A 25,135-nucleotide genomic window follows, 5' to 3' on the forward strand; every position below is an offset into this window, starting at 1 on the left:
ATGAAGACCATCTGGAACGGCGCAACTCCGGTCGATCCTGAAACTCGCTCGCGACAACGTCCGCAACCGAAATGGTTCGCAGGCCAGACCCGGCACCGGTTCTTCGCCCAGTTGCGTGCCATCCGCGAAGGCCGCGTGCCGGTGCGGGTCTCCGCGATCAAGGTCGAGGCGCTGGAGCCGCGCTACCTGCTGTCGGCGGACATCATGCCGATGGCCGACGCGGGCGGGGACGGGGTCGCCTGGACGCTGGAGTTCGACAACGTCGCCCATATGTTCCGGATCTACGACGACGACACCGGCGAGCTGGTGGACGAGAAGGCCCTGAGCGACGTCAGCGAGATGATCCTGACCGGCACCGACGGCAACGACCGGCTGACGCTCAGCGTCGCGGGGGCGTTCCCGCTGGGGGTCTCGCTGTTCTTTGACGGCGGCGATGGCGACGACGTGCTGGCGGGCTCCGAACAGGATACCGAATGGCGCATCGACGGTCACAACGCGGGCTCGGTCAGCGGGCTGCGCTTTGCCAATGTCGAAACGCTGCAGGGCGCGGCCGACACCGATGACAGCTTCATCGTCGAGGCGGAGGGCGCGCTCGACGGAGGGGTCGACGGTGGCGACGGCGGCTATGACGTGGTCGATTTCCAAGGCGGCACCTTCGAGAACGTCGAGTTCACGGCGCTGGACGGCCATTCGGGCAGCGTCACGCGCGACGGTGCGGTGCTGCAGTACGCCGGGCTCGAGCCGGTCAGCAGCACGATGGCGGCGACCAATGTCACCGTGAATTTCGCGGTTCCGCTGCTGTTGGACGAGGTCAGCGACAATGCGATCCTGCAGGCCGGCGGCAACGGCCTGACGATCACCAGCGCCTCCGGTGTGCCGACCTTCGAGGTCCATGACATCGCGCTGCCGACCGGCACGCTGACGATCAACATGCTGGATGATCAGGGCCTGTTCCCGAACCTCGACGAATTCACCGACGACCTGCCGACGCTGCTGAACCTGATCGCCGCCGTGGCGGAAGGCGATATCCTCGAGGTGCGCAACCTCGACCTCGGCGCCGCGAACCTCGTGGTCGACGGGGGCGCCGGGTTGGACCGGGTGACCTTCACCGGCGATTTCGACACCACCGGCAACGTGACCATCACCGCCGAACAGATCGAGGTCGAGAGTGGCGCCACGGTCGATGCGGGCAACATCACCTTCACCGCCGCCGCGACGGACAGCGGCCTGCTGCCCGAGTTGCTGGAGGACAAGACCGACGGTCTCTATCTGATCATCCCCACCGCCTCGATCGAGGTGAGGGGCGCGGTCTCGGCCACGGCGGGCGATCTGACGATGACGGCCTCGGCCACGTCGAGCGCCTCCGTCGACCGGCTCAGCTTCGGCAGCGCCGCCTTCCGGGGCTCGATCATCGCCGGGCTGAACACGGCTCGCATCCTCGTGGGCGAGGAGGGCAACTTCGTCGCGGGCGGAGCCCTTAGCGCCACCGGCAATGTGGATCTCGATACCTCGGTGAGCCTGACCGTCACCACCGACGACACTGCCGACAACACCGACAGCCAGGCTGATGTGGACGCGGCCATCGCGGTCGCCACCGTCTTCACCGCCTCCGAGATCGGCGTCTATGGCACCTCGTCCGTCGTCTCTGGCGGGACCCTGGCAATGGATGCTGCCTCCACCGTTGACGTGACCAGCACCGTGGACGGCTCGGGCGGGCAGGCCGGCGCGACCGTCGCCGTCACCGTGGCGGACATCACCACCGATGTCACCGTGACCGACAGCGCCGTTCTGGGCAGCGGCGACACCGACAGCATCGCGCTGGGCGCAACGGCGCAGAGCACGCTGGCGACCTCCGCCACCTCCACCGCCGGTGGCGCCGAGCAGGGGGGCACCTCCAACACCTCGGAACAGCAACTGGCCGACAATGACGCCAGCACGCAGGACGGCGGCGGCGACATCGAATTCGCGGGCGCCGTCGTGGTGTCCGTCTTCACCTCGAACACCGGAGTCAACCTGCTGACCGATGGCGCCGTGACGACCGCAGGAGCGGGCAGCGTAAGCCTGGCCGCCATCTCGACGGAATCCGTCAGCGGCGCGGCCAGCGGCATCAACACGGGCACCGGCGGGACCGGTGTCGGTATCGCCGTGGGCATCGGGGTGATCGACACCGACGTGCACGCCTGGTTCGGTGGCAACGGCATCTATTCGACCTCGGCGCTCAGCGGCAGTGCAACGCTCGACGCGGGGTCGACCTATGAACTGACGGCGGTGTCGGGCGCAGGCGCAGCCTCGCAGACCGCCATTGCGGGCAGCCTCGTGCTGCATTTCGTGACCACGGATGTCAGCGCGCTGGTGCTCAGCGGGTCGGACCTCGCCCTCGGCGGGGCGGACCTCAGCCTGAGCGCGAGTAGCGAAACCAGTACCACCTCCAGCGCGACGCCTGCCGAGGAAGCGGGCGAGGGCGGCGACGCCTCCACCGGCGTGGGCGCCTCCGTGGCGCTCTATGTCGGGTCGAACACGACCCGGGCGGCGCTGCAGGGCAATGCACTGGCAGACAGTCTGAACACCAACGTCGGGGCTTCGGGCCTGGGCGCGCTGACGCTGTCCGCCACGGCCGAGCATAGCGATACCACCAATGCCATGGGCGGGGCCTCCAGCACCGGCACGACCATCGGTGGCGCCGTGGCGATCGCCGTGGTCGACAACGTGACCGAGGCCGACGCCGGCACGTCGGGCACGCTGAGCGCGGACAGCATCATCGGCACGGTGGATCACACCGGCACCAGTCTCATCACCGCGGGCGGTGAGGTGCAGGGCGGGTCGACCGCCATCGGGGCCGCGATCGCGCTTGCCTTCGTGGACAATCGCGGTTCGGCCAACCTGCGGCGCAACATCGTCACCACTGGCGAGACCAGCATGACCGCGGATGTCACCGGCACCGTCACCACCCTCGCCAAGGCCACGTCGGCCGGGGCCGAGGAAGAGGCCGATCCCGAAAGCACGGGCGGTTCGGATGGTCAGGTCGCCGATCAGGTCGATTTCGCGAACAGCAAGGGCGGCAGCGCCTCCACCCCGTCCGAGGCAAGCGCGGATGGCGAGGCCGGCGCCGGTGGCGGCGTGAGCGTGGGCGCGGCCCTTGCGCTGACGGTCAGCAGCTCCGTTTCGGAGGCCGAACTGCAGGGCGTGAGCCTCACCGCCGAGGGGCTGACGCTCGAAGCCTCGAACAACGCGGAGTCCGATGCGGTGGCCGATGCCTCCGCCTCTGCGGGTGACGGCGACTCGGTCGGGATCGCCGTTGCGATCAACTATGCCGAGATGTCGAACACCGCGGCGATCAACACGGGCTCCGTGCTGACGCTGGGGGCCGCCGGGCTGACGCTGGCCGCGACGATGCGGGATGTGGACGGCGAGGGCACCCATCGCTTCGGTGCCGCGGCGCAGTCCGGCGCATCCGGAGGCGGGACCGGCGTGGCGGGGGCCTTCGCCCTCGGCATCACCAACGCGGACACCCGCGCCGCCATCGAAACCGGTACGACCACCACGATCACCGGGGCGGGCGACGTCTCGATGACGGCCGCCTCCACCACCTCCGCGCCCACCCGCGACGGAGAGGAGGGTACGGCCGATGCCGCTGCGGACGCGGTCTTCGCCGGCACCTCCAGCACCGATACCGAGACCACCGGCGTGGGCGTTTCCATCGCCATCGGGGTCGAGGACATCCATACCGAGGCCGAACTGGCCGACGCGGCCATCCTGACCGGCGCGGGCGACCTGACGCTGGACGCCTCGGGCGATTACGAAAGCCAGACGGTCGCCAAGTCGGGCACCGACGGCGGTGGATCGGGCGGGGCGGGCTCGCTTGCCGTGACCGTGCACAACCGCGAGACGAAGGCCCGGATCGGCGAGGGCGACGGCCTGACGCTCGACGGGACCCTGACCGCCTCTGCCGACCATTCCGGCGAGAGCGTGACCAAGGGCGACAGCACGATGAAGGGTTCGGGCACGGCTGTCGGGGTGACGATTGCCGTGGCCTATGTCGATGACGATGGCGTGGCAGAGCTGAACCAGGACGTGACCGCCGATGGGTCGGTCCTGCTGGACGCCGATGTGGACAGTTCCTCCGAGGTCGAGGTGATCGCCTCTGCCGAGGGCGCGGATTCCGACGACGAGGACGAGACCACCGCCGATCAGCAGAACGACAAGGCCACCGCCCTTGGGCAGGAGAAATCGAACGGCAGCACCGACGGCAAGACGCTGGATGGCGCGAAGAGCGCGAACAACGATTCCGGCGGCGGCGCCTCGGGAGATGTCTCGGTCTCGGCGGCCCTTGGGGTGAACGTGGCCAATGCTTCCGCTCTGGCCACCATCGCCGACGGGCTGACCATCACCGCGGATGCGGATGACAACAACAATGGGACCGGCATCGTCTCGGTCACCGCCAGCAACAACCTCGACGCGACGACCAGCGCCGATGCCAGCGCCAAGACCACGGCAGACGGCACCGGTGTCGGGATCGCCGTGTCGATCAACGTCGGCATCATGTCGAACCGGGCGATCATCGGGGACGGCACGACCATCGTAGCGGACGGGCTGACCCTCGCCGCGACCACCCGCGCCCTGACCGGGGATGACGAACACAGCTTCAACGCGACTTCCAAATCGGGGGCCTCGGGCGGCAGCACCGGCGTCGCCGGCTCCTTCGCCCTCAGCTTCGAGGATGCGGACACCCAGGCGCTCTTCGGTGCCGACCAGGACGGCAATGACGACGGGACGGCCAGCCTGACCCTGCACGGCGGTGCCGTGAACGTCGACGCGCAGAGCAAGCTCAGCAATGTGACCCTCGCCGAAGGCTCGGCCGAGGCCAGCGGCAGCAGCTCCACCTCGGTCGGGATCTCGATCGCGCTCGGCATTTCGCTCAACGACACCGTGGCCCGGATCGAGGATGGCGCGGCGCTTGGCGGCTCGGCCTCCAGCTTCACGCTCGACGCGGATCAGGACAGCACGACCACCACCACCGGCAAGGCCGGTGCGCAGGGCGGCAGCAGCACCAACGTGGGCGGCGCGGTGGCGATCTCCTACGTCGAGAACCGCACCGATGCCGAGATCGGTACCATGGCCATCGGCGACGGGGCGATCACCCTTGGCGGCGGCACGCTGCGCGCCAAGGCCGAAAGCGACAACACCGTCACCACCGTCTCTGACGGCGAGGTCGAGGGCGGCAAGACCGGCATCGGCATCTCGATCGCGCTGAACATCGTGCTGATCGACACCGACACGCTGGCCGGGCGCGACTTCTCGGGGGCGGGCACCGTGACGATCATGGCCGACAGCGAGGCCGACGTGACCTCCGAGGCCAAGGCCGGCGCCGAGGGCCAGTCCTCGGGCGGCAGCGACAGCGACAGCGAGACGGCGAACCAGACCGGCTTTGCCCAGAACCAGTCTGGCGGCTCCGTCACGCCGACCGCGAACGGGTCCAGCAACGTGACGAGCGGCTCTCTGGATCAGGCCGACACGAATTCCAGCGCCGAATCCGGTCAGTCGACCGGCACCAGCGGCGGCACCAAGGTGGGCGCCGCGGTGGTGGTGAACTACCTCGACCTCGACAACACCACGACGATCAAGACCGGCACCAGCATCACCGGCTCCGGGGCGATCACCGTTGCCTCCGACATGGCCGTGGACACCCGCGGCATCGCCAATGCCACCACGGTCGATGTGACCAACGCCAACGGCAATGCCGTCTCGGCCGCCATCGGCGTGAACATCGCCGCGCTTGAAAACAAGGTCGCCATCGAGGACACCGGCGTCGTCCTGGGCGGCTCGGCAGTCGAGATCCGTGCCGTGACCCCGGACGAGGCCGATCCGAACGAATACCAGGTGCAGGCGCTTGCCGGTGCCGCGACAGGCAACAACGCCATCGCCGGGGGTATCTCGGTCAACTACGTCGACATCGACACTGCGGTGGATGTCGGCACTGGCGCGGACATCGACGCAAGCGCCGGGCCGGTGACGGTCAAGGCGACGTCCCACAACGAGGTGCAGAACCTCGCCGGCGGTGCGGCGCTGTCGCTGAAGAACGGCACCGGCGTTGGCCTTGCCGTGGCCGTGAACATCTACAACAACTTCGACACCAAGGTGACGGTGGGCACGGGTGCGGATCTCACCGCCCTGGGCGGCGCCGTCTCGGTGACGACGGACGCCAGCCTCACCCCGATGAGCGACAGCCTGCAGTTGCTGAACACCGGCGATGACGAGGAGAGCGACCTCGACGACTTCCTGCAGGAACATCCCGTGTCCCTGACCAGCTTCGCCTCGGGCGTGGCGGTCGGCAACCAGGGCACCGCCGTTGGCGGCTCGGTCAACGTCAACGTCGTGCTGATGGAGACCAAGACGACGGTCGAAGGCAATGTCACGCTCGACGGCGAGGACGGCGTCGAAGTCAGCGCCGAGGATGTCGTCGATATCTTCACCGGGGCCGGCGGGCTGGGGCTGTCGCTGGGCTCCAGCGGGGCGGGCATCGGTCTGGACGTGAATGTCATCGACCGCGAGACGATCACCACCGTCGGCACCCAGGCCGACATCGACGCCGCCGATGGCGACGTGGTGATCAAGGCCGACAGCCACGATACGATTTCCTCCATCGCCGCGACGCTCGGGGTGAGTGGATCGGCCTCGGGCATCACCGCCTCGATCGGCGTGGTGGTCCTGCTGACCGAGACCAAGGCGATCGTGAGCAAGGGCGGCGGCACGCCGGGCACGCGCAGTTCGATCATCGCGGGCGGCGACGCCATGGTGGATGCGGACGGCCATCTGGACCTGCTGATGGTGGCGGGCGGCGCGGCCTTCGGCTCCAGCAGCGGCTTCGGCCTGTCGAGTGCGGTCTTCGTGCACGAGGATGACGTCTTTGCGCAGGTACTGGGCAATATTGACATCGACACCGACGGCGCGGCGGGCCTTCAGGTCACCGCCGACAGCTCCGAGGACATGGTCATCGTGGCCGCCGCCGGTGCGGGCGGGGCCTCGGGCGCAGCCGTGGGCGGCTCGGTCGTGGTGAATGTCCAGACCGAGACGACCCGCGCCAGCATTGGCGACGGCGCCGATGTGACGGCCCTCAGCGGCGGCTCCAATCCCGGTGTCACGGTCCACGCCGAGGACGAGACAGACATGATCGGCGTCGCCGGCTCTCTGGCGCTCTCGGGCGGGAGCGCCGGTGTCGGCGCCGGGGTGAACACCCATGTGCTCACCAAGACGACCGAGGCCTACATCACCGAAGGGGTCGAGATCGACGCCGACGGCAATGTGGTGGTCGAGGCCACCAACGACGAGGACTTCGGGACCTTCTCGCTGGCGGCGGGCGTCGGCAGCTCGGCCGGGATCACGATCACGGCGGATGTCTTCGTGGCCACGCTGGTCACGCGCGCCTACATCGGCGACGATCCCGTGACGGCGGCGGATGACGCGCTGCCGGCGGCGGATGTCTACACCGACGGCTCGGTGCTGGTGCAGGCCATCGACGAATCCGAATTCGACCTGATCATCGGCGGCCTATCGATCGGCGGCAGCGCCGGTGTCGGCGCCTCGGTCGGCGTCGTGGTAGTGGACAAGGACACCGATGCCTTCATCGGCGACGGGGCCTCGGTCACCGGCAAGGGCAACGTGGCGGGTGTGGGCGCGCGGATGGGCGTCTACGAGATCAGCTATACCCCGGCCCCGGCAGACGCGACCATCGCGGACGAGGGAGGGCTGACGCCGGGAGCGGGCAGCCAGACGTCGCAGGCAAGCCTCAAGTCGGCACTGCCCGGTGCCGATGACCTTGAGGTTGGCGTGCCGCCGCAGGGCGGGGACGAACTCTCGGTTCCCGATGACCTCGACAACGATGGCGGTTCCACGGACGAAGGCGTCAGCGACGACGGGGCGCTCAGCGGGTCGCGCGTGGCCCAGATGACCCCCGAGGCCGACTTCCGCGGCGTGGCGGTCTCCGCATCGGCCAAGGACGATGTGGAGAGTTATGCGATCAACCTCGGCGGCGGCGGCACGGCGGCCGTGTCGGTCGGGGCCGCGGTCAACGTGATCGACAGCGATACCCAGGGCTTCATCGGGCAGGGGGCCCAGATCAACCAGGCGCAGCCGCTGCAGGGGGCCAACGCCCACCAGTCGGTCCTCGTGGCCGCGGCGGGCGATTTCAACCATGTGGGCGTCGCCGCGGCAGGGGCCGTCAGCGGCACCGCCTCGATCGCGCCGGGCGTCGACGTCTCGGTCATCAAGCTGAACACGCTGGCCACCATCGGCAGTTCGGTCGTCATCGATGCCGAGGATGACGTGGTCGTCGTGGCCAACAACAGCGGCAAGATCCTCCTCGTGGCGGCGGGCGTCTCTGTCTCGGGAACCTTCAGCCTGTCGGGCGGGGTCAACGTCCTGAGCTTCGACAATAACACCAAGGCCACGGTGGGCGCGCTCAGCGACATCGAGGCCGGCGGCGACGTGGCCGTGCTGGCCAAGGACGACAGCGAGGTGCTGGTGATCTCGGGCGCGGTCGCCCTCAGCGGCGGCGCGGCGCTTGGCGCCGGTGTCGGGGTCATCGTCTTCAACAAGGACACCTCGGCCACCATTTCCGACGGTGCGCAGATCGACGCGGCGGGCACCGATCCGACGCTGTCCCCGGTCTCCGGGATCGACGGCGTGCTGACCGGGGCTAACACCGACGGCTCCTTCACCCGCACGGACGATGCCCATGGCGTCATCGTGCAGGCCGAAAGCAGCGAGAAGATCACCACAATCTCCATCGCCGGTGCCGTCGGCTTCTACGCGGGCATCGCCGGGGCCATCACGGTCACGCTGATCGACAGCGACACGACCGCGCGGATCGGAGACAACGTCAAGCTGAACCAGCGCAGCGGCAAGTACACCGACCACACCGTCGGCGCGACGCAGGGCGTCTACGTGAATGCGGCCAACGACGTTTCGATCCTCGAGGCGACCGGCGCCATCGGTGGTGGCATTGCCGGGATCGCGGGGGCGATCAGCGTCGGCACCGTGAAGAACGACACCAATGCCTCGATCGGGACCGGCGCGCTGGTTCACGCGGCCAATGACCTCGAGATAAACGCGCTTGCGGATCGCCACCTCAAGGGCTTCTCGCTCTCGGCCTCGGGCGGGGTCGCGGCGCTTGGCGCCTCCGTCTCGGTCTGGTCCGTGGGCGAGGAATTCACCTCCGAGTACGAGGACAACAACTCCGAGAACACGGACGCCACGAATGACCAGTATTCGGGCGGCGTGAACAACACGTCGAACGCGCTGCAGGGAGACGGCGGCAATTCCGCCGACACCGAAGCGGCCCAGCAGGGCGGTGACGCCTCCGAGAGCGTGGCCGGGAACCTCGATGAATTCGATGACGGGGGCAATCCGAACTCCGCGGATGCCAAGGTCGCCGATGCCATGGGGCAGGCCTCTGCCAAGATCACGACGAACAAGCTCGACGGGACGGCCTTCGCCAACCAGCTGGCCGCCGCACCGCTGACCAACACCGATCTGAGCGTGGGCCCGGTGCGCGGCGTCAATGCCGTGGCCGAAGGCGGCACCTATGTCATCGGCGATGACGTGGGTATCTCGGGCTTCGAGCGGGTCCAGATGGATGGCATCGTCGGCAATGCCGCCGGCGGTCTTGTCGGCGTCGGAGCGGCCATCGCGATCTTCAACGTCTCCTCCGTCGTGCTGGCCCGCATGGGCGGCGACTGGACCATTGGCGGAATGCTCGACATCGAGGCCGAGGGCGGGCGCGCGGTGACCTACTACACGGTCGTCGGTCAGGCGGGCTTCGTCGGCATCGGCGGGGCCGTGACCGTCATCAACGACAACAGCCGCCAGACGGCCGAGATCTCGAACGGGACGGTGGTGCGCGGGGCGGAGTCCGTCCTGGTGGACGCCTACAACGACCAGTTCATCGAGACCAACACCTATGGCTTCCAGGCCGGGGCGGTGGCGCTCGGCGTGTCCTGGACCGACATCAATACCAATGATTCCAGCGGTGCCACGACCGAGACGCTGGCCCGTATCGGGGACAATGCGACCATCGGGACCGGTGATGACGAGGTCGGTGGCGTGACCGTCAGGGCCCGGAGCGACATCGATGTGACCGCCAACACCCTCGGCGGCGCAGTCGGGGTCGTGGGCGGCTCGTTCAACTTTACCTTCATCGACACCAATCCCAAGGTCTCGGCCGAGGTCGGCAACTCCGTCACCGTGAATGCGGCCAGCCTGATGTCGGTCGATGCGCTGACGGACCATGACATCGCGGGCGATCTGCTGACCGTGGCCGTGGGCTTCGTCGGCGCGGGCGTCAGCCTGGCGCGGGTCAAGCTGAACCCGGACATCAACGCCAGCATCGGCACCGGCCTCACCGCCTCGACGCAGGGCCTGCGGGTCCGGGCGCTGGGGAACTATACCGATGGCGAGGTGGTGCGCGGCGGACAGGGCGCCTTCGCTGACGCGGATGCGGGCGGCGGCGGCATCGTCTCGGGGCAGGGCGCGATCCCGCTGGCCGAGAACAACGCCGACGTCACCGCGAGCATCGGGTCGGGCGGCGACATCAACGCGGGCTCCGGCAACCTCAGCGTGAAGGCGCTCAGCAGCGTCCTTGCGCTGGCGGATGCGGATGCCGTGTCGCTGGGGATCGCGGCGGTCGGCGCCTCCATAGCCAAGGCCGAGGCCAGCGGCACCGTCACCGCCACGATGAACGGCCATGTGACCGGCGCGCTCGACATGATCGTGCTGGCGGGCGGGCACAGCGAGGCCTACGCCTTCTCCGACGCCACCACCGATGGGCTGGTCTCGGTCAACCTGCCGCTGGCAGAGGCAAAGGCCTCGCCGGTGCTCTCCGCCTCCATCGGGGCCGGGACCATTGTGGACATTTCGGGCGACCTGAGCGTCCAGGCCGTCTCGGTCGGCGAGGCCGAGGCCGGGACCAACGCGCAGCCGACGCTGTCGGCGATCGGCGTGGGCGTGATGGATGCCCGGGCCTACGTGAACCCGGTTCTCACCGCCACGATCGGCAGCGGCGCCGATATCACCGCCGCCTCGGCCACGATCCTGACCGAGCACAACTTCGGCGAGGCGAATGCCGGCAAGGGGGCCACCGCGGAGGCCGAGGCCGGGGCCAGCTTCTCGATCCTGGGGCAGGCGCAGTACACCGATGCCGTGGCCGATGCGAACGCCAGCCTCGACAGCTCGCTGGGGGGGGACGTCACCATGGACCTCGCCGCGGGCGGGCTGATCATCCGGGCCCGGGCCGCGAACAACGCCCGTGCCATCGCGGACGGGCAGGCAATCGGCCTTCTGGCCGGGTTCGGCGAGATCGATTCCGACGCGCAGGCCACCGGCACCGCCAAGGCGGGGATCGCCGACAGCACGATCAATCCCACCGGGGAGGCCCGCATCACCGCAGGCTCGCTGATCATCGAGGCCTCGAGCCAGGACAGCGCGGTCGCGGATTCCGACGCGGCCGGCGGTGGCCTTGTGGAAAATACCGACAACGACGCCATCGCGACGGTCGGCTCCACCGCGGGCGACTACAAGACCGCCCACGCCTATGTCGGCCAGAAGAGCTCCCTTGCCATCGCGGGCACCATGCGGTTGAGCGCCGTGGCCACCCCCGAGGCGGACGCCCTCTCCACGGGCCGCAAGGGCGGCGTGGTCTCTGTTGGCGGGTCGCTCGCCACCGCGAACATCAATCCCGTGGTCACGGCGGAGCTGGAGACCTCCTCGGTCATCTCGGCGGGCGGAAACGTCACCATCGAGGCCATTGCCAAGCCCCAGGACGGCACCGCGCCCGACTACAGCCTGGAAGGGGTTTCTGCCTCTGCCGACACAATCACCGTATCGAACCACGGGCTCGAATCCGGGCAGATCTTGGAATACGATCCGAACGGCTTCACGGTGATCGGCGGGCTCGAAGGGCCCACGACCGAGACCGTTGAGGCCCCCGGCGGCGGCGAGGAAGCCCAGCAAGTGAACCGGGAATACGCGGTGTTGGTCCTCGACAACGACACGATCGCCTTCGGCGCCGATTTCTCCGGCGATCCGTTCAACCCGTCCTATGATCCGCTCTCCGAACTGCCGGTCGGCATCGACGAGGACACCGAGACGATCTACTTCACGCAGGAGCATGGCCTGCAGGACGGGGACGAGGTCCGGCTCTACGTCACCGACGGGACGGCCAGCAACATCGGCCTGCAGACCGGTGTGACCTACTACGTCATCAAGGTGGACGACACGGCGATCCGCCTGACCGACAGCGCCGCCAAGGTGAGCGACGCGGAAAGCTCGGTCTACGTGGACCTCTTCAAGCCGCAGAACGTCGACACCGCGGATGACACGATCACCATCACCAACCATGGGCTGCTGGACGGCCAGGCGGTGACCTACGTCGCCCCCGAAGGCCAGACCTTCACCACCCGGCAGGTGGACGTGACCACCACGCTGGTGGACGGCAAGCTGCAACCGCACCCGGCGAGCGACGTGGAATCCGCCAACAACATCGTCTTCGTCTACGACGAGGGCAACGACGAGGGCGAACCGCGCGCCCATGGCTTCGCCAACGGCACCCGCGTGATGTACCTGGTCGAGGCCGCCGACAGCACGGCCACCCCGATCGGTGGCCTGACGGCGGGCGATCTCTACTACGTGGTCACCAGCGGGTCCGGCAGCTCGGAACTGCAGCTGAAGAACGGCGACACGCTGGACAACCTCTCGGTCTACTATGTCCGGACTCCGTCCGGCGATCAGATCGTGCGCACCGATGGCCAGGACTGGGCCGATGACGGCTTCGGCGCCGGTGTCACGGTGATCCTCTCCGACAGCGACGGCAACGACGGCAGCTACGTGATCTCCAGCGCCAACGGCAGCACGCTGAACCTGGCCAGCGATCTCAGCCACATCGAACGCATCGACCAGTCGATGACCGTGGGCACCTGGGATGACGGGGGCACCGACCGGCTGACCCTGACGCTCAGCAGCGGGACCTGGGCCAGCGAGGGCTTCAACTCGGGGACCGTGTTCCTCTACAACATCAACGGCGTGCCGAACGGCAGCTCCGCCACCATCGAGGCGGTGACCAATGGCGGCACCACGATCCGGCTGAGCCGGGCCGCCGCCGGTGCGACGCTGGGCGTCGACAGCGACGCCTATGTCCAGAGCACCGGTTCCGCCGATCAGGCCGACTTCGACAGCCCGATCCTCGCGCTCGACCCGAACAAGGACGACAGCGACATCCACACGCTGATCCGCGCCTCCGACCTGCCGATCGGCGGGCTGGAAAGCGGTAAGACCTACTATGTCGACCTCTTTGCCGGAAACGAGGCGAACGAGTTCCAGCTGCGCGATGCCAACGGCACGCTGATCCAGCTGTCGCCCGTGGCCGCCACCGGCGTGCTGAACCACCGCATCGAGGCCCGTGCGCTCGACATCGACGCGGGCGGCGGCGAGTTCCAGCTGCGGGTGAACATCACCAGCAATGCGATCTCGGGGACGCAGTACATTCTGGGACCGGGCGGCGTCTCGCTCAGCCTGATCGCGCCGCAAAGCGGGGACGGCACCTCCTCGGCCACGGCAAAGGGCTCGTCCGGCTCCTTCGTCGGCGTGAATTCCAACAAGGGCACGCTGGGCATGTCGCCCAAAGTGAATGCCGACGCCAGCGCGGCGCTGCTGAATTCGGGCGGCGACGTGACGATCAAGAGCCTCGCCTTCACCCGCTCCACCACCAGCGCCAACAACGGCTCTGGCGGGTTCGTGGCGGTCGGGAACACCAAGTCGGACGTGAATTCGCGCCTCGACAGCGATGCGACCGTGGGGGCAGGGGCGGCGATCACCGCCTCGGGCAATTTCACGATGGAGGCGGACGCCTTCGGCAATTCCTCGGCCTCGACCCGGGACAATACCGGCGGCTTCGTCGGCAGCGCGAATGCGGACGCCGATGTGGACCTCGACTACGAGACGCTGGTGACCGTGGGCGCCAATGCGATCATCCACGCGGGCGAGACGGCCAAGCTGCGTGCCTCCTCGGGCGTGCGGGGCAGTTCCAGCGCCGTGGCGCGCGGGGTGGGCTTCGGCGGCAATGCCGATGCCAATGCGACCTTCATCAGCGACGTGGCGGATACAAAGACCTCCATCGGCAGCTCGGCCCTGATCGAGGGCCGCGAGGTGCTGCTGATCGCCAAGGTGGACGACATCTATGATGGCGGCGACGATGACGGCGTGATCGACCCCGAGACCCGCGCGGTCAACATCGAGGTCAACACCGACGGGCGCGCCGGCGGCTTCTACTCCGAGGCGGAGGCGATCAACGAGCTGACCTATAACGCCGATACCGAGGTCGAGATCGGCGGCGACGCCAGCATCACCGGCTTCGAGGGCGTCGACCTGCTGGCCACCCATGACGGGGTTCGGACCTATTCCAAGGCCTTCTCCCGTTCCTCCGGCCTGTTCGGGGACGTCGATTCCGATGCGCACAACAGCACCACGACGGACAGCGACATCGACGCCGAGCAGGATGCGCTCGTCACCGCCGGGCCGCGGATCGTGAATGGCGTGAACCCGGGCGAAAGCACCGAGCTTTCGCAGTTCATGGCCAGCGAATTGCGCCTAGCGCTCTATGCAAACACCGACAACACCGACATCGACTATGGCAAGAACGGTCGGGTCTCTAAACGCTCGCTTGCCACCGGGGGCTCATCCGAGCCGGGCTCCTACTCCAATCAGGAGCTGATCGACTTTGACAGCGATGTGCTGATCCTCTCGGGCCGCTCGCCGGACCTGAAGACCATCAAGATCGGCATCAACCCCTTCGGCGAGATCGAGGGCGCGGTCGAGATCACCATCGACGACACCGCCGGGGGCGGGGCGCAGGACAAGCGGTCGGGCACGATCCTGAGCGACGACATCATCGTCAACGACATCCTCAACCCCGGCCCGGGCGACGTGGCCTTCTACTCGGACGAGATCAACGGCGGGTCCGGCTCGGACGACTACGACGGCACCTGGACCTTCCGCCAGTCGCTGGAAAAGGTCACCATCGTCAACGAGTCCGACAAGGATCTGGTGATCAACCAGATCAACGTCGCCGCTGTGGAACAGCCCATCGTCTGGCTGCGCCCCGAGCCCGAGATGTCCGCCGGGGATGTGGACCTCGAATTCAATGTGGTGGCCGACGTGGCGCCGACGCTGATCGAGATCCTGAACACCGGCAATTCGAACATCATCATCGACGGCACGATCAACAACCCGATCGGCACCACCTCCGTCGTCAACACCGGCGGCGGGACAGGCGGCTCGATCCTGTCGGCGGAATCCCGTGGCGAGGCCGGCACCGGCGAGCCTACGACCGACGATCTGATCGCGGCCACCAATGCGCTGATCCGGACCAACATCCTGAACATCGACGCCACCAATGACGTCGGCTCAGGCGCGGACCGGATCAACGTGGATACGGTGGACGCGGATGCCGTGCCTGCCGCGCACCGGTTCCTCGCCGGGCAGGTGAGCGGTGTCACCGATGAGATCCTGCTGGGCCAGAGCTCCAAGTTCATCGACAACCAGCTGGTGCAATATTCCGTCGGCGCCGGCTCTGCCGCCATCGGCGGGCTGGTGGACGGCGGCTACTACTATGTCACCCGTCCGGGGGGCGTCGGCTCCAGCAGCATCCAGCTGAGCGCGACTCTGGGGGGCGCGGTGATCAACCTGACGCCGGGCGCCACGGCGACGGACGCTTACACCCTGACGTCGGTCGAGGTCTTCACCGTCGACGCGGGCGAGGACATCTTCCTGGACGTTGGCGCGCTGAAGCGCACGGGCACCAATGTCGGCACCTATGTGGTCGAGATCGACCGCATTGCGGCTGGTCACACTGCCGACGTGCTGCTGCAACACGGCCTCTACCAGACCGGCGACGGTACGGCGGGCGGGGTGCTGGTGAAATCGCCCCACGACAGCGACGGGCTGCCGGCGACCTACTACTACTTCCGCCCCGACCGGCCGCTGGATGCGCCCGGCGTCAGCCGCGGGCTCTATGCCAGCGCCACCTCAGACGTGGCCGAGACGACCTATGACTTCCGCGGTCTCGACCTGACCGGACTGCGCACGTTGCCCGGGCTGCAATCGGGCCTGGAAGACGACAGCGGCAACATCATCGTGGCGGCCGAGGACCACGATCCCGCCGATCCCACGGTGAACATCCTGGGCATCTCCGAGGTGACGCGCAGCGGCACCGTGGTCGGCGCGGGCCATGTCTCGGCGCTGACGAACGGCTACATCGCCCTGACCGAGAAGACGGGCGACCTGCGCGTCGGCACCATCATGTCCACCGGCGAGGACGTTCTGCTCTACGCCCCGCTCAGCATCATCGACGCCGAGGGCGACCTGAACACGGCGACCGCCGATGTCTCGGGCAACAACATCACGATGATCGCGGCCTCCTCCTTCGTGAACCCGGACGACGGCGACGTGGCGGGCGAGATCGTGACCCCGACCGTGGCCGACATCGGCGGCATCGGGCGGGGCGGCATCGGGCGCACCGACAACTTCCTGGAGATCAACGTGGCCTCGGCCGGGTCGGGCACCGGGGTGCTGCGCGCCTATGATGCGGCGGATACGCTGAACCGGACGCAGGGCATCTTCCTGGATGAGACGGCGGGCGACCTGCGGGTCTACATCGTCACCACGTTCCACGACGTGTCGCTGCGCACCACCGACGGCGCGATCGTCGACGCGAATGGCGATGACGCGACCCTGGCCAATGTGATCGCGCGCCAGATCGACCTGGATGCGAACGGGGACGGCGCCACCATCGGGACGCTGTTCAACCCGTTCGAGATCGACAGCCGAAATGCCTCCGGCCACCTGGAGGCCATCGCGACCAACCGCGGCCAGATGAGCGAGGAGGACGACCTCTCCGCCGACGCGGATGACGTGGGCCTGGAAGCCACGGACGACATCTTCCTGACCGAGGTGCGGGGGGAACTGCGTCTTGTCCTGGCCCACAGCTACGAGGGCAACATCCTCCTGACCGTCCGCGAGGGCGGCTCGGTCGATATCGACGGCGACGACCTGCAGCTGGTGCAGGACGGCGCGGCCCGCTTTGCCGAGGCGAACGCCCTGGTCGCGCCCGGCCTGCATGACGATGCGCTGCGCATCCTGCCCCACGGCCTGATCCTGGCCGAACAGGGTGGCGTCTGGGTCTATGCGGGCGACGACATCGCGACGCATGAGAACAGCGCCGTGGTCGCCGCCAATGCGATCAACATCTACGGCGACACCGCAGGGCTCTATGGCGATGAGATCGCCACCGATCCCGGCTATGGCGCCGAAATCGTGATGCGCGGCCAGATCATCGCCGGGGCCGTGATGGTGACGCTGGGCAATCGCGCGCCGGGCACGCCCCTGGGCACCCAGCGGATCGCGCCGATCGGAACCTTCCGCCCCGACGACAGCGACACCGGGACCAGCGACGCGGACCGCATCGCCTCGATCTACGGCAACGACGACATGGACCTGATCCAGTTCGGCGACACCGGCGGGGCCGGGGGCACGACGGCCTGGGGCTCGGACGGCTATGTCTTCCTGGGCTCCAAGACGCGGGCCTACGGCAGCGCCACCGCCGTGACCGGCGCCTATGCGACGCCCGACCTGCGCAATGACGGCGAGGACCACTTCGTCGTCTACTACCTGCAGGATGCGGCCGCGCAGACCTCGCCGGCGATCCTGACCACGGGCTATGCCACCGATCCCTACGACAGCAGCGATCCGTTGAACGCGCTGGACGGCATCACCTATGACAATTCGGTCCTGGCCGAGCATACGCTGACCCTCGACGGTCAGTGCGACAGTGACACCTATGAGGTCTTGACCCTCGGCTCGCAGGGCGATCAGCGGAACTATATCATCAACGTGCTCGACACCGGCGAGGAGGACGATGGCGTCGACGATCTGACGATCTACGGCTTCGACAGCACCGCCAACGGCACCGAAGATCCGACCGACGACATCTTCCTGCTGCGCGCCGCCCATCACCTGCCGGGAGAGACCGCCTCGCGGCCCGGCTATGTGGCGATGCTGCACGGGGCGCTGGACCCCTACACCGACACGCTGGTCGGCAACGAGGACAGCGCCGAGGTGCAGCGCATCAGCTATGACGACGGGCTGAACGGGCGCCTGACGCTGGAGGGGCAGGGCGGCAACGATGCCTTCTACTCCGACGATGTGACGGTGATCACGACGCTGGATGGCGGCGCGGGCAACGACACCTTCCAGATCGGCCAGATCTTCGGCGCCAACCGGAACGAGGCCGACGGCAACCTGCTGGCGCAGGATGTCTTCCCGGACCTGCGTCCCACGACGCGCGGCTGGCTCAGCCAGGGCAGCTCGGCCCCGCTGCTGGCGCAGGGCGGCACCGGCAACGACACCTTCCGCGTCTATTCCAACCAGTCGGAACTGCGGCTGGAGGGCGATGACAACAACGACCTCTTCATCGTCCGCGCCTTCGCCATCGCGGCCACCACGGACCATGACTGGAACGATGACGGCGACACGAACCAGCTCGACCTCGACGCAGGCGTCGCGCTGCTGACCATCGGTTTCGAACAGGGCGCGGCGGCCTTCGAGGCGGCCATCGCCGGGCGCAGCGACGCGGCCTTCCTGACCACGGCCCTGAAGGAAGGCGGCGCCTATGTCTTCGACCGCAACGGGGATGGGGGGATCAACTTCCTCGACGTCTACCTGACGGTGGACGACACCACCGACGACACGATCGTGCTGGACGAGGACGGCGTGGCGCAGCCGCAGATCGGGCTGGGCTTCTCCATCGCGCAGGCCCCGGACATCCGGGCCGGCGGCGGCCAGGACGAGGTGCGCTACAACGTGAACGCCCCGGTCTCGGTCGATGGCGGCACCGGTTTCGACAAGCTGGTGATCCTGGGTACCGAGTTCGCGGATGACATCGCGATCACCGACAAAGGCATCTTCGGCGCGGGCCTCAACGTGCGCTACACCACCGTCGAGGTGGTCGAGGTGGACGGCCTGGAAGGCGATGACAAGTTCTTCGTCCAGTCCACCGCCTTCGGCGTGGCCTACCGGGTGATCGGCGGCCTCGGTTCCGACATCATCGAGGTGGCGGGCGACGTGCAGGAAGACATCATCACCCGCGAGCTGGAAGGCGTGTCGGGGGCGATCGACCACCTCGTCAGCTCGGACGACATCCTCTACGACGGGCTGGTGGTCGATGGCCTCAACTACAACGTCGTCAAGGATGGCGAGGGCCTCGTCATCATCGACGAGGGCACCGATGGCTTCACCGCGATCCGCGAGGGCGGGCCGAACGCCTACGACGACTATTCGGTCCGGCTGGGCCGCAAGCTGACCGCGGGCGAGGTGGTCTATGTCACTGTCTCGGCCGCGCGGTCCTGGCAGGAAGAGCAGGACGATACCTTCGCCAACCCGTTCCCGCTGGAAAACGGCGAGGGCGACACGATGTGGATCACCGCGACCGACGCGGGCGGCAGCTTTGGCGCCACGACCGTCGGGCAGTCGCAGATCCTGACCTCCGACTACTACCTCGGCAGCGGATATCCCGGATCGCCGGAAACCATCACCTACCTTGAACCGGGGGCTATCGCGGTCAATCAGGACTTCCTGCGCGAAGTGGTGATCGACGGGCAGATCTTCTATGTCCCCAACCGCTCGGTCGTGCTGCGCTTTGACGAGACGAACTGGGATACCGGCTTCGACGTCCATCTCTGGGCGGTCGATGACCAGCGGTCGGAAGGTGACCGCGTGGTGGTCGTCCAGCACTCGGTCATCTCGCGCACCTCGGTGGACTATGATGCCGTGGACGTTCGCAACCTCGAGGTCGAGCTGCGCGACAACGACACCCCCGGCGTGCTGGTGACCGAGGTCGACCCGGACAGCGTCACCGTCATCGGCGGTGTGGTGCAGGCAGGCTATGTAGAGGATCAGCGCTCGCTGGTGGTCGAGGGCGATGCCCTGACCGGCTTCTCGGACAAGATCCTCGTGCAACTGTCGCGTGAGGTGGCGCCGGGCGACACCATCGTGGTCAAGCTGAACTTCGGCGACCTGACCGGCAATGCCGATCTGGCGGACCTGTCCGACAAGGCCTTTGAACTGAAGGACGGCGGCACCGGTCGCTTTGACGAGACCTACCACACGATCACCTTCGGCAGCACCAACTGGGACAAGGCGGTGGTCGTCGATATCGTCCAGCGTGACGACGACGTGCGCGAGGACCCGCAGACCGCGGTGCTGAGCTTCGGCATGAACCACCAGACGGTGGAGCAGTCGATGACCGTCGGCAGCTGGGATGACGACGGCACGGATCGGGTCAAGCTGACGCTTGGCGCGGGCGGCTGGGTCGCTTCCGGCTTCGCGCTCGAGGGCATCACCCTGACCGGCATCACCGGGCTGGCCGGCGCGACCATCTTGGGCTTCGAGGATGGCGGGCTGACCGCGCTCCTTGACGTGACCACCGCGGGCGTGACGCTGGGCTCCGCGGCGGGTGCCGCGGCCAGCCGTACTCTGGGTGTTGGCGAAGTGGCCACGAACAACCCGGCGGGCGATTACATCTTCCCGAACCTGCGGTCGGGCACCGGCCTGCTGGACATCGAGGTGCTGGACAATGAAACCGCGGGCTCGGTGGTGATCGAGACCGGCACCGACACGGTGCTGGTGCCGATGACCGCGCAGGCCGGGATCTTCGACTTTGCCGGCAATACGATCACGGCGGGCTTCGACTGGATCGCCGCCGGCTTCGGCGTCGGCGACCAGATCACCGTCGAGGGCCGGGGTGGCGCGCCCGAGATGCGCATCATCTCGGCGATCTCCGGGACCGGCAACACGGTGCTGACCTATGGCGCCGGGGCACTGGCGGCCGAGGCGGACGATTACGCCCGCATCCTGATCGCCGACACCGACAAGCTCGACAGCTATCGCCTGCGCCTGACCAAGGCCCCGACCGAGAATGTCGAGATCGCCTTCCTGACCGACGGCCTGGCCGATGTCACCGCCGTGGGCTACGACACAGACGGGGACGGCGTGATCGACGTGACCCTGCCGGTCACCTACCAGACCATCGGTGGCGAACGGCCGGTGCAGCTCTTCAGCGGCACGCTCGTCTTCGAAAGCGACGGGACCGAGATGACCGTTACCCGGGGTACCGGGGCCGAACTGGGCAGCTTCCTCTCCGAGGGCTGGATCGTGGGCGACCTGGTCCGGGTCTTCAACAGCGACGGCTTTGACGGGGAATTCGAGGTCACGGCGGTCGACGGCGCCGAAGGCCAGTGGATGACCGTCATCGCCACCGCCGGCAACCCGTTCCCCGCCGCCTCGGGGGAGGTGGAAGCCGAGGATGTGCTGCTGTCCAAGCTGATCGAGACCGAGGTCTGGACCGGCGACGTGACCCTGATCCAGGCCGATGATGGCAGCTTCCGCCTGAACCGGCTGGAGGCGCTGACCTCCGGGATCGACCCGGAGGGTGATCCCAATTTCGCCGTGCAGGGCTGGCTGAACGAGGGCTTCCTCGAAGGGCAGCGGGTGCGGATCACCAACGTGGCCAACCCGGCCCAGTTCATCGATGCCAAGATCGCCATCATCCGAGGCTTCAACGCCACGAAGGATGCGACGATGCAGTTCACCCTCGAGAAGAACGAGGCGTTCGAGGCCGCCGGCTGGCTGGCCAGCGCCACGGTCGAGGTGAACCGGATCGCCATGGTGGCGACCTTCACCGGGGACGACCCGGAGACGCTGGCGATCGAGGGCAACTTCTACCAGTTCCAGACCGTCGAGATGACGGCCGATCCCTACTACGAGGTGCCGACCACCCGCGAGGGCGTCAAGATCTTCCCGGTCAAGGCGCATCTGCTGTCCAACATCCGCGGTCCGCTGGCCGTCGAGGGCGGCCCCTCGGGGGCCGACCGCTCGCTCAACCCCGGCCTCAAACTGCCGGGCGAGACGGATGCCTTCCTGATCGCCATCGGCGCGCAGCCGCCCGAAAGCCAGCAGATCGACGTGCTGAACATCTTCAACGATGGCAGCAAGGCGGATACGGCGGGCGTGCTGACCGCGACCACGCTGTCGGGCTTTGGCATGGGGCCGGACCTGGTCTTCCCCTTCGTGGACGGTCCGCTCTTCGGCGAGGGCAACGAGGATGACGGCCCGGTCACGCTGAGCTATCCGGGCGGCATCAGCTTCGGCAAGGTCAACTTCGGGTCCTCCGGGGTGACCAATGACGCCGATGTCAGCACCATCGAGGTGGTGAACCTGATGCTGGGCGAGGGCAACGACCTGATCGAGGTCGAGGGCACCCTGAACCCCGCACCCCATGTGTCGGCCGAGAACGCCTTTGAGTTCACCGAAGGCTGGACCAACGCGGACGAGGACTTCATCGCCGACTATGCCGGCAAGAACGTCGTCAAGCTCGACGGCTTCGACTGGAAGGCCGAGGGCTTCCTGACGGGGCAGGATGTCTATGTGGTGCAGGGAGATCTGCGGGTCTTCATCGGCACCGTGCTGGGGATCGAGGACGCGCTGGCCTACACGCTCGCCGACATCGACCCGCTGACCGGCGCGCCCTACCGCGATCCGAACGACAACTCGATCCTGATCCTCGATACGGCCAACGATCTGGATGCCGGTGACTTCGCGGCCCTGACCCCCGGCGTGGGCGGGGCGGACGTGAAACTGGTGGCAGAGGACAAGGAGGTCTTCCAGGTTCTCAGCGTGGTTGTCGCCAATGCGGCCACGGGCCTCGCCACGATCACCCGCGGCGCGGGCAACTGGGAGGATGACGGTTTCCTCGCCGGGCACCTGCTGCAGATCGGCATTGGCGCAGACCGGATGGAATACCGCATCACCGACATCTCGGACGACGGGCTGTCGCTGACGGTCGAAGGCTCGGGCCTGACCGACGGGGCACTGACCAGCCAGTTCTGGGTGCAGGGCGCCCATGGCGGGCTGACCACGCTGCACGGCGGCGGCAACATGTATGTCAACGTCGAGGGCAAGTTCCACCTTGACACCAACGGTGCCGGAGAGACCGTGGTGACACGGATCGACGGGCGCAGCTTCACCGACGAGACGGGCTTTGCCGTGGGCCAGGTGATCCAGCTGGAGGGCGAGGCCTTCACCCGCGTAATCCTCGACATCCAGAGCCTGGCGGCCGAGGACGCGCCGGACTTCGGCGAGGACAACCCCTTCGACACCTGGGGCGCCAACGCGGTCCTCGTGCTGGGAGCGCCGCTGCAGGGGGCGAATGTCACCTATGACGATGTCTATACGGCGGCGACCCAGGACAAGTTCCTGATCCACCAGGCCGAGGCGCTGGTCACCACCGTCGAAGTGTCGGTCGTGGTCCAGATCGAGGACATCGACGGCACGCTGGAAACCACGATCACCACAGAGGATGGCACCCCCTGGGGGCCGGAGTTCGTGGCCGGCAACGTGGTCTTCGTCGAAGGCCTTGCCGGGGGCTTCCAGATCAAGGAGGTCCGCGACGAGAAACTGGTGCTGCTCGACGCCGCGCTTGGCGGGGTCTGCGAGTTCGGCGAGGTCAGCACGCTGCGGCTGGTCACTGTCGACCTGACCCGCTCGGGCGGGCAGCGGGTGGGCGGTGACCACTTCATCGTGACCGGCGGCGCCGGTCCCGACAGCCCGCTCGTCCTCTATGGCGACACAAGTCAGGACGGCATGTGGTACTCCGGCCATTCCTATGACCGACTGGGTCTGGAAATGGGCGAGAAACCCTTCGATCCCTTCCCGCATCTGCCCGATGCGGAGAACGAGGACGACGAATGGGTCTTTGGCCTGGCCAATCCGTTCAAGCTGCACGGCAATGACATCATCGACGCCTCGGCGCTCTACGATGACTACGATGGCGACGGCGAGGCGGACAACCTGGCGGCCAGCCTGGTGTCGGTGGGCCTGTCGGCCTACGGCGGCATGGGCAACGACCTGATCATCGGGTCCCAGACCGGCGACCACCTGGCCGGTGGCTCGGGCGATGACACGATCGTCGGGATGCGCGGCACCGATCACATCTACGGTGACAGCGGGATGAACGTGAACATCCTGACCCGTGCGCTCACCATCACCACGCTGGACGCCAGCCCGCTGCCCACGGCGGACCCGGCGCTGCCGCGCGGGGACAGCTCCATCGACCCGACGGCGAGCCCGGTGCGGGATCCGCTTGGCAACCGGCCCACGGACCCGGCCATCCTGGCCGGCCTGCTGAACGTCTTCGGCGCCGGCAACGACGTGATCGAGGGCAACGGCTCGGGCCTGGCCGATGGCACGCCGGACATCTCCTTCGGGGATCATGGCCGGATCGACCAGTTCGTCGTCGATCCGAACCTGCCCGATCCGGATGTCCTCTTCGGCGTCACGGTGACCGGTCAGGTCCTGCAGAAAATCCAGACCACGATGCTGGGCTCGGTCCTGAACATCGTCTCCGAGCAGCCGCAGACCGGCGGGGACGACATCCTCCTCGGCTCGGAACTGGACGACGTGCTGATCGGCGGCGCGGGCAACGACATGCTCGACGGCGGCGAGGGCGACGACCTGATCTTCGGCGACAACGTCAACCTCTACCGCATGGCGGGCGAGGACGGCATCGTGGCCGATGGCGATCTCTACGACGACATCACCAGCCTGCGGTTCCAGACGCTGGCCGGCGCGATGATCTACTCGCGCACCGACCGGGCCGTGGCCGATGGCTATGGTGTCTACAACGCCACCACCGGCCAATGGGAAGCCACGGAAAGCGACAGCGGCGCACTGATGGTGACGCTGGTGAACGGCGAGCGTGTCGCCCGCGACTATCGCGACCCGAACGGGCCCGGCTGGTGGACGGAATACGAGATCGACTATGCCGAGTACCATTCCTTCGACATTGCCGAGGGCAAGGCGGGCGTCGGCTCCTTCGGGAACGACTACCTTGCCGGGGGCGCCGGGAACGACATGATCTTCGGCCAGCTGGGCGATGACATCATCCAGGGCGACGGCGGCATCGATGCGGCCATTGCCACCATGGGCGACGGCACGTTCATCGGAATCGGCGGCGGGCTGCCCTTCGGCGGGCTGATCG

At 67.6% G+C, this 25,135-nt stretch carries 1 protein-coding gene (running past one end of the window); it reads left to right on the forward strand.

The genetic code is table 11. The features are described from left to right. Window positions 1-25,135, forward strand: the 5' portion of a protein-coding gene (locus LCM32_RS04330) for an LEPR-XLL domain-containing protein (RefSeq protein ID WP_224819812.1). Its footprint extends 4,289 nt past the window's final position; 25,135 of the gene's 29,424 nt are visible here — the first part of the coding sequence; it begins with the start codon at window positions 1-3; the stop codon falls past the right edge of the window.

It is taken from the genome of Pseudooceanicola nanhaiensis (assembly GCF_020171315.1).
Lineage (GTDB): Bacteria > Pseudomonadota > Alphaproteobacteria > Rhodobacterales > Rhodobacteraceae > Pseudooceanicola > Pseudooceanicola nanhaiensis_A.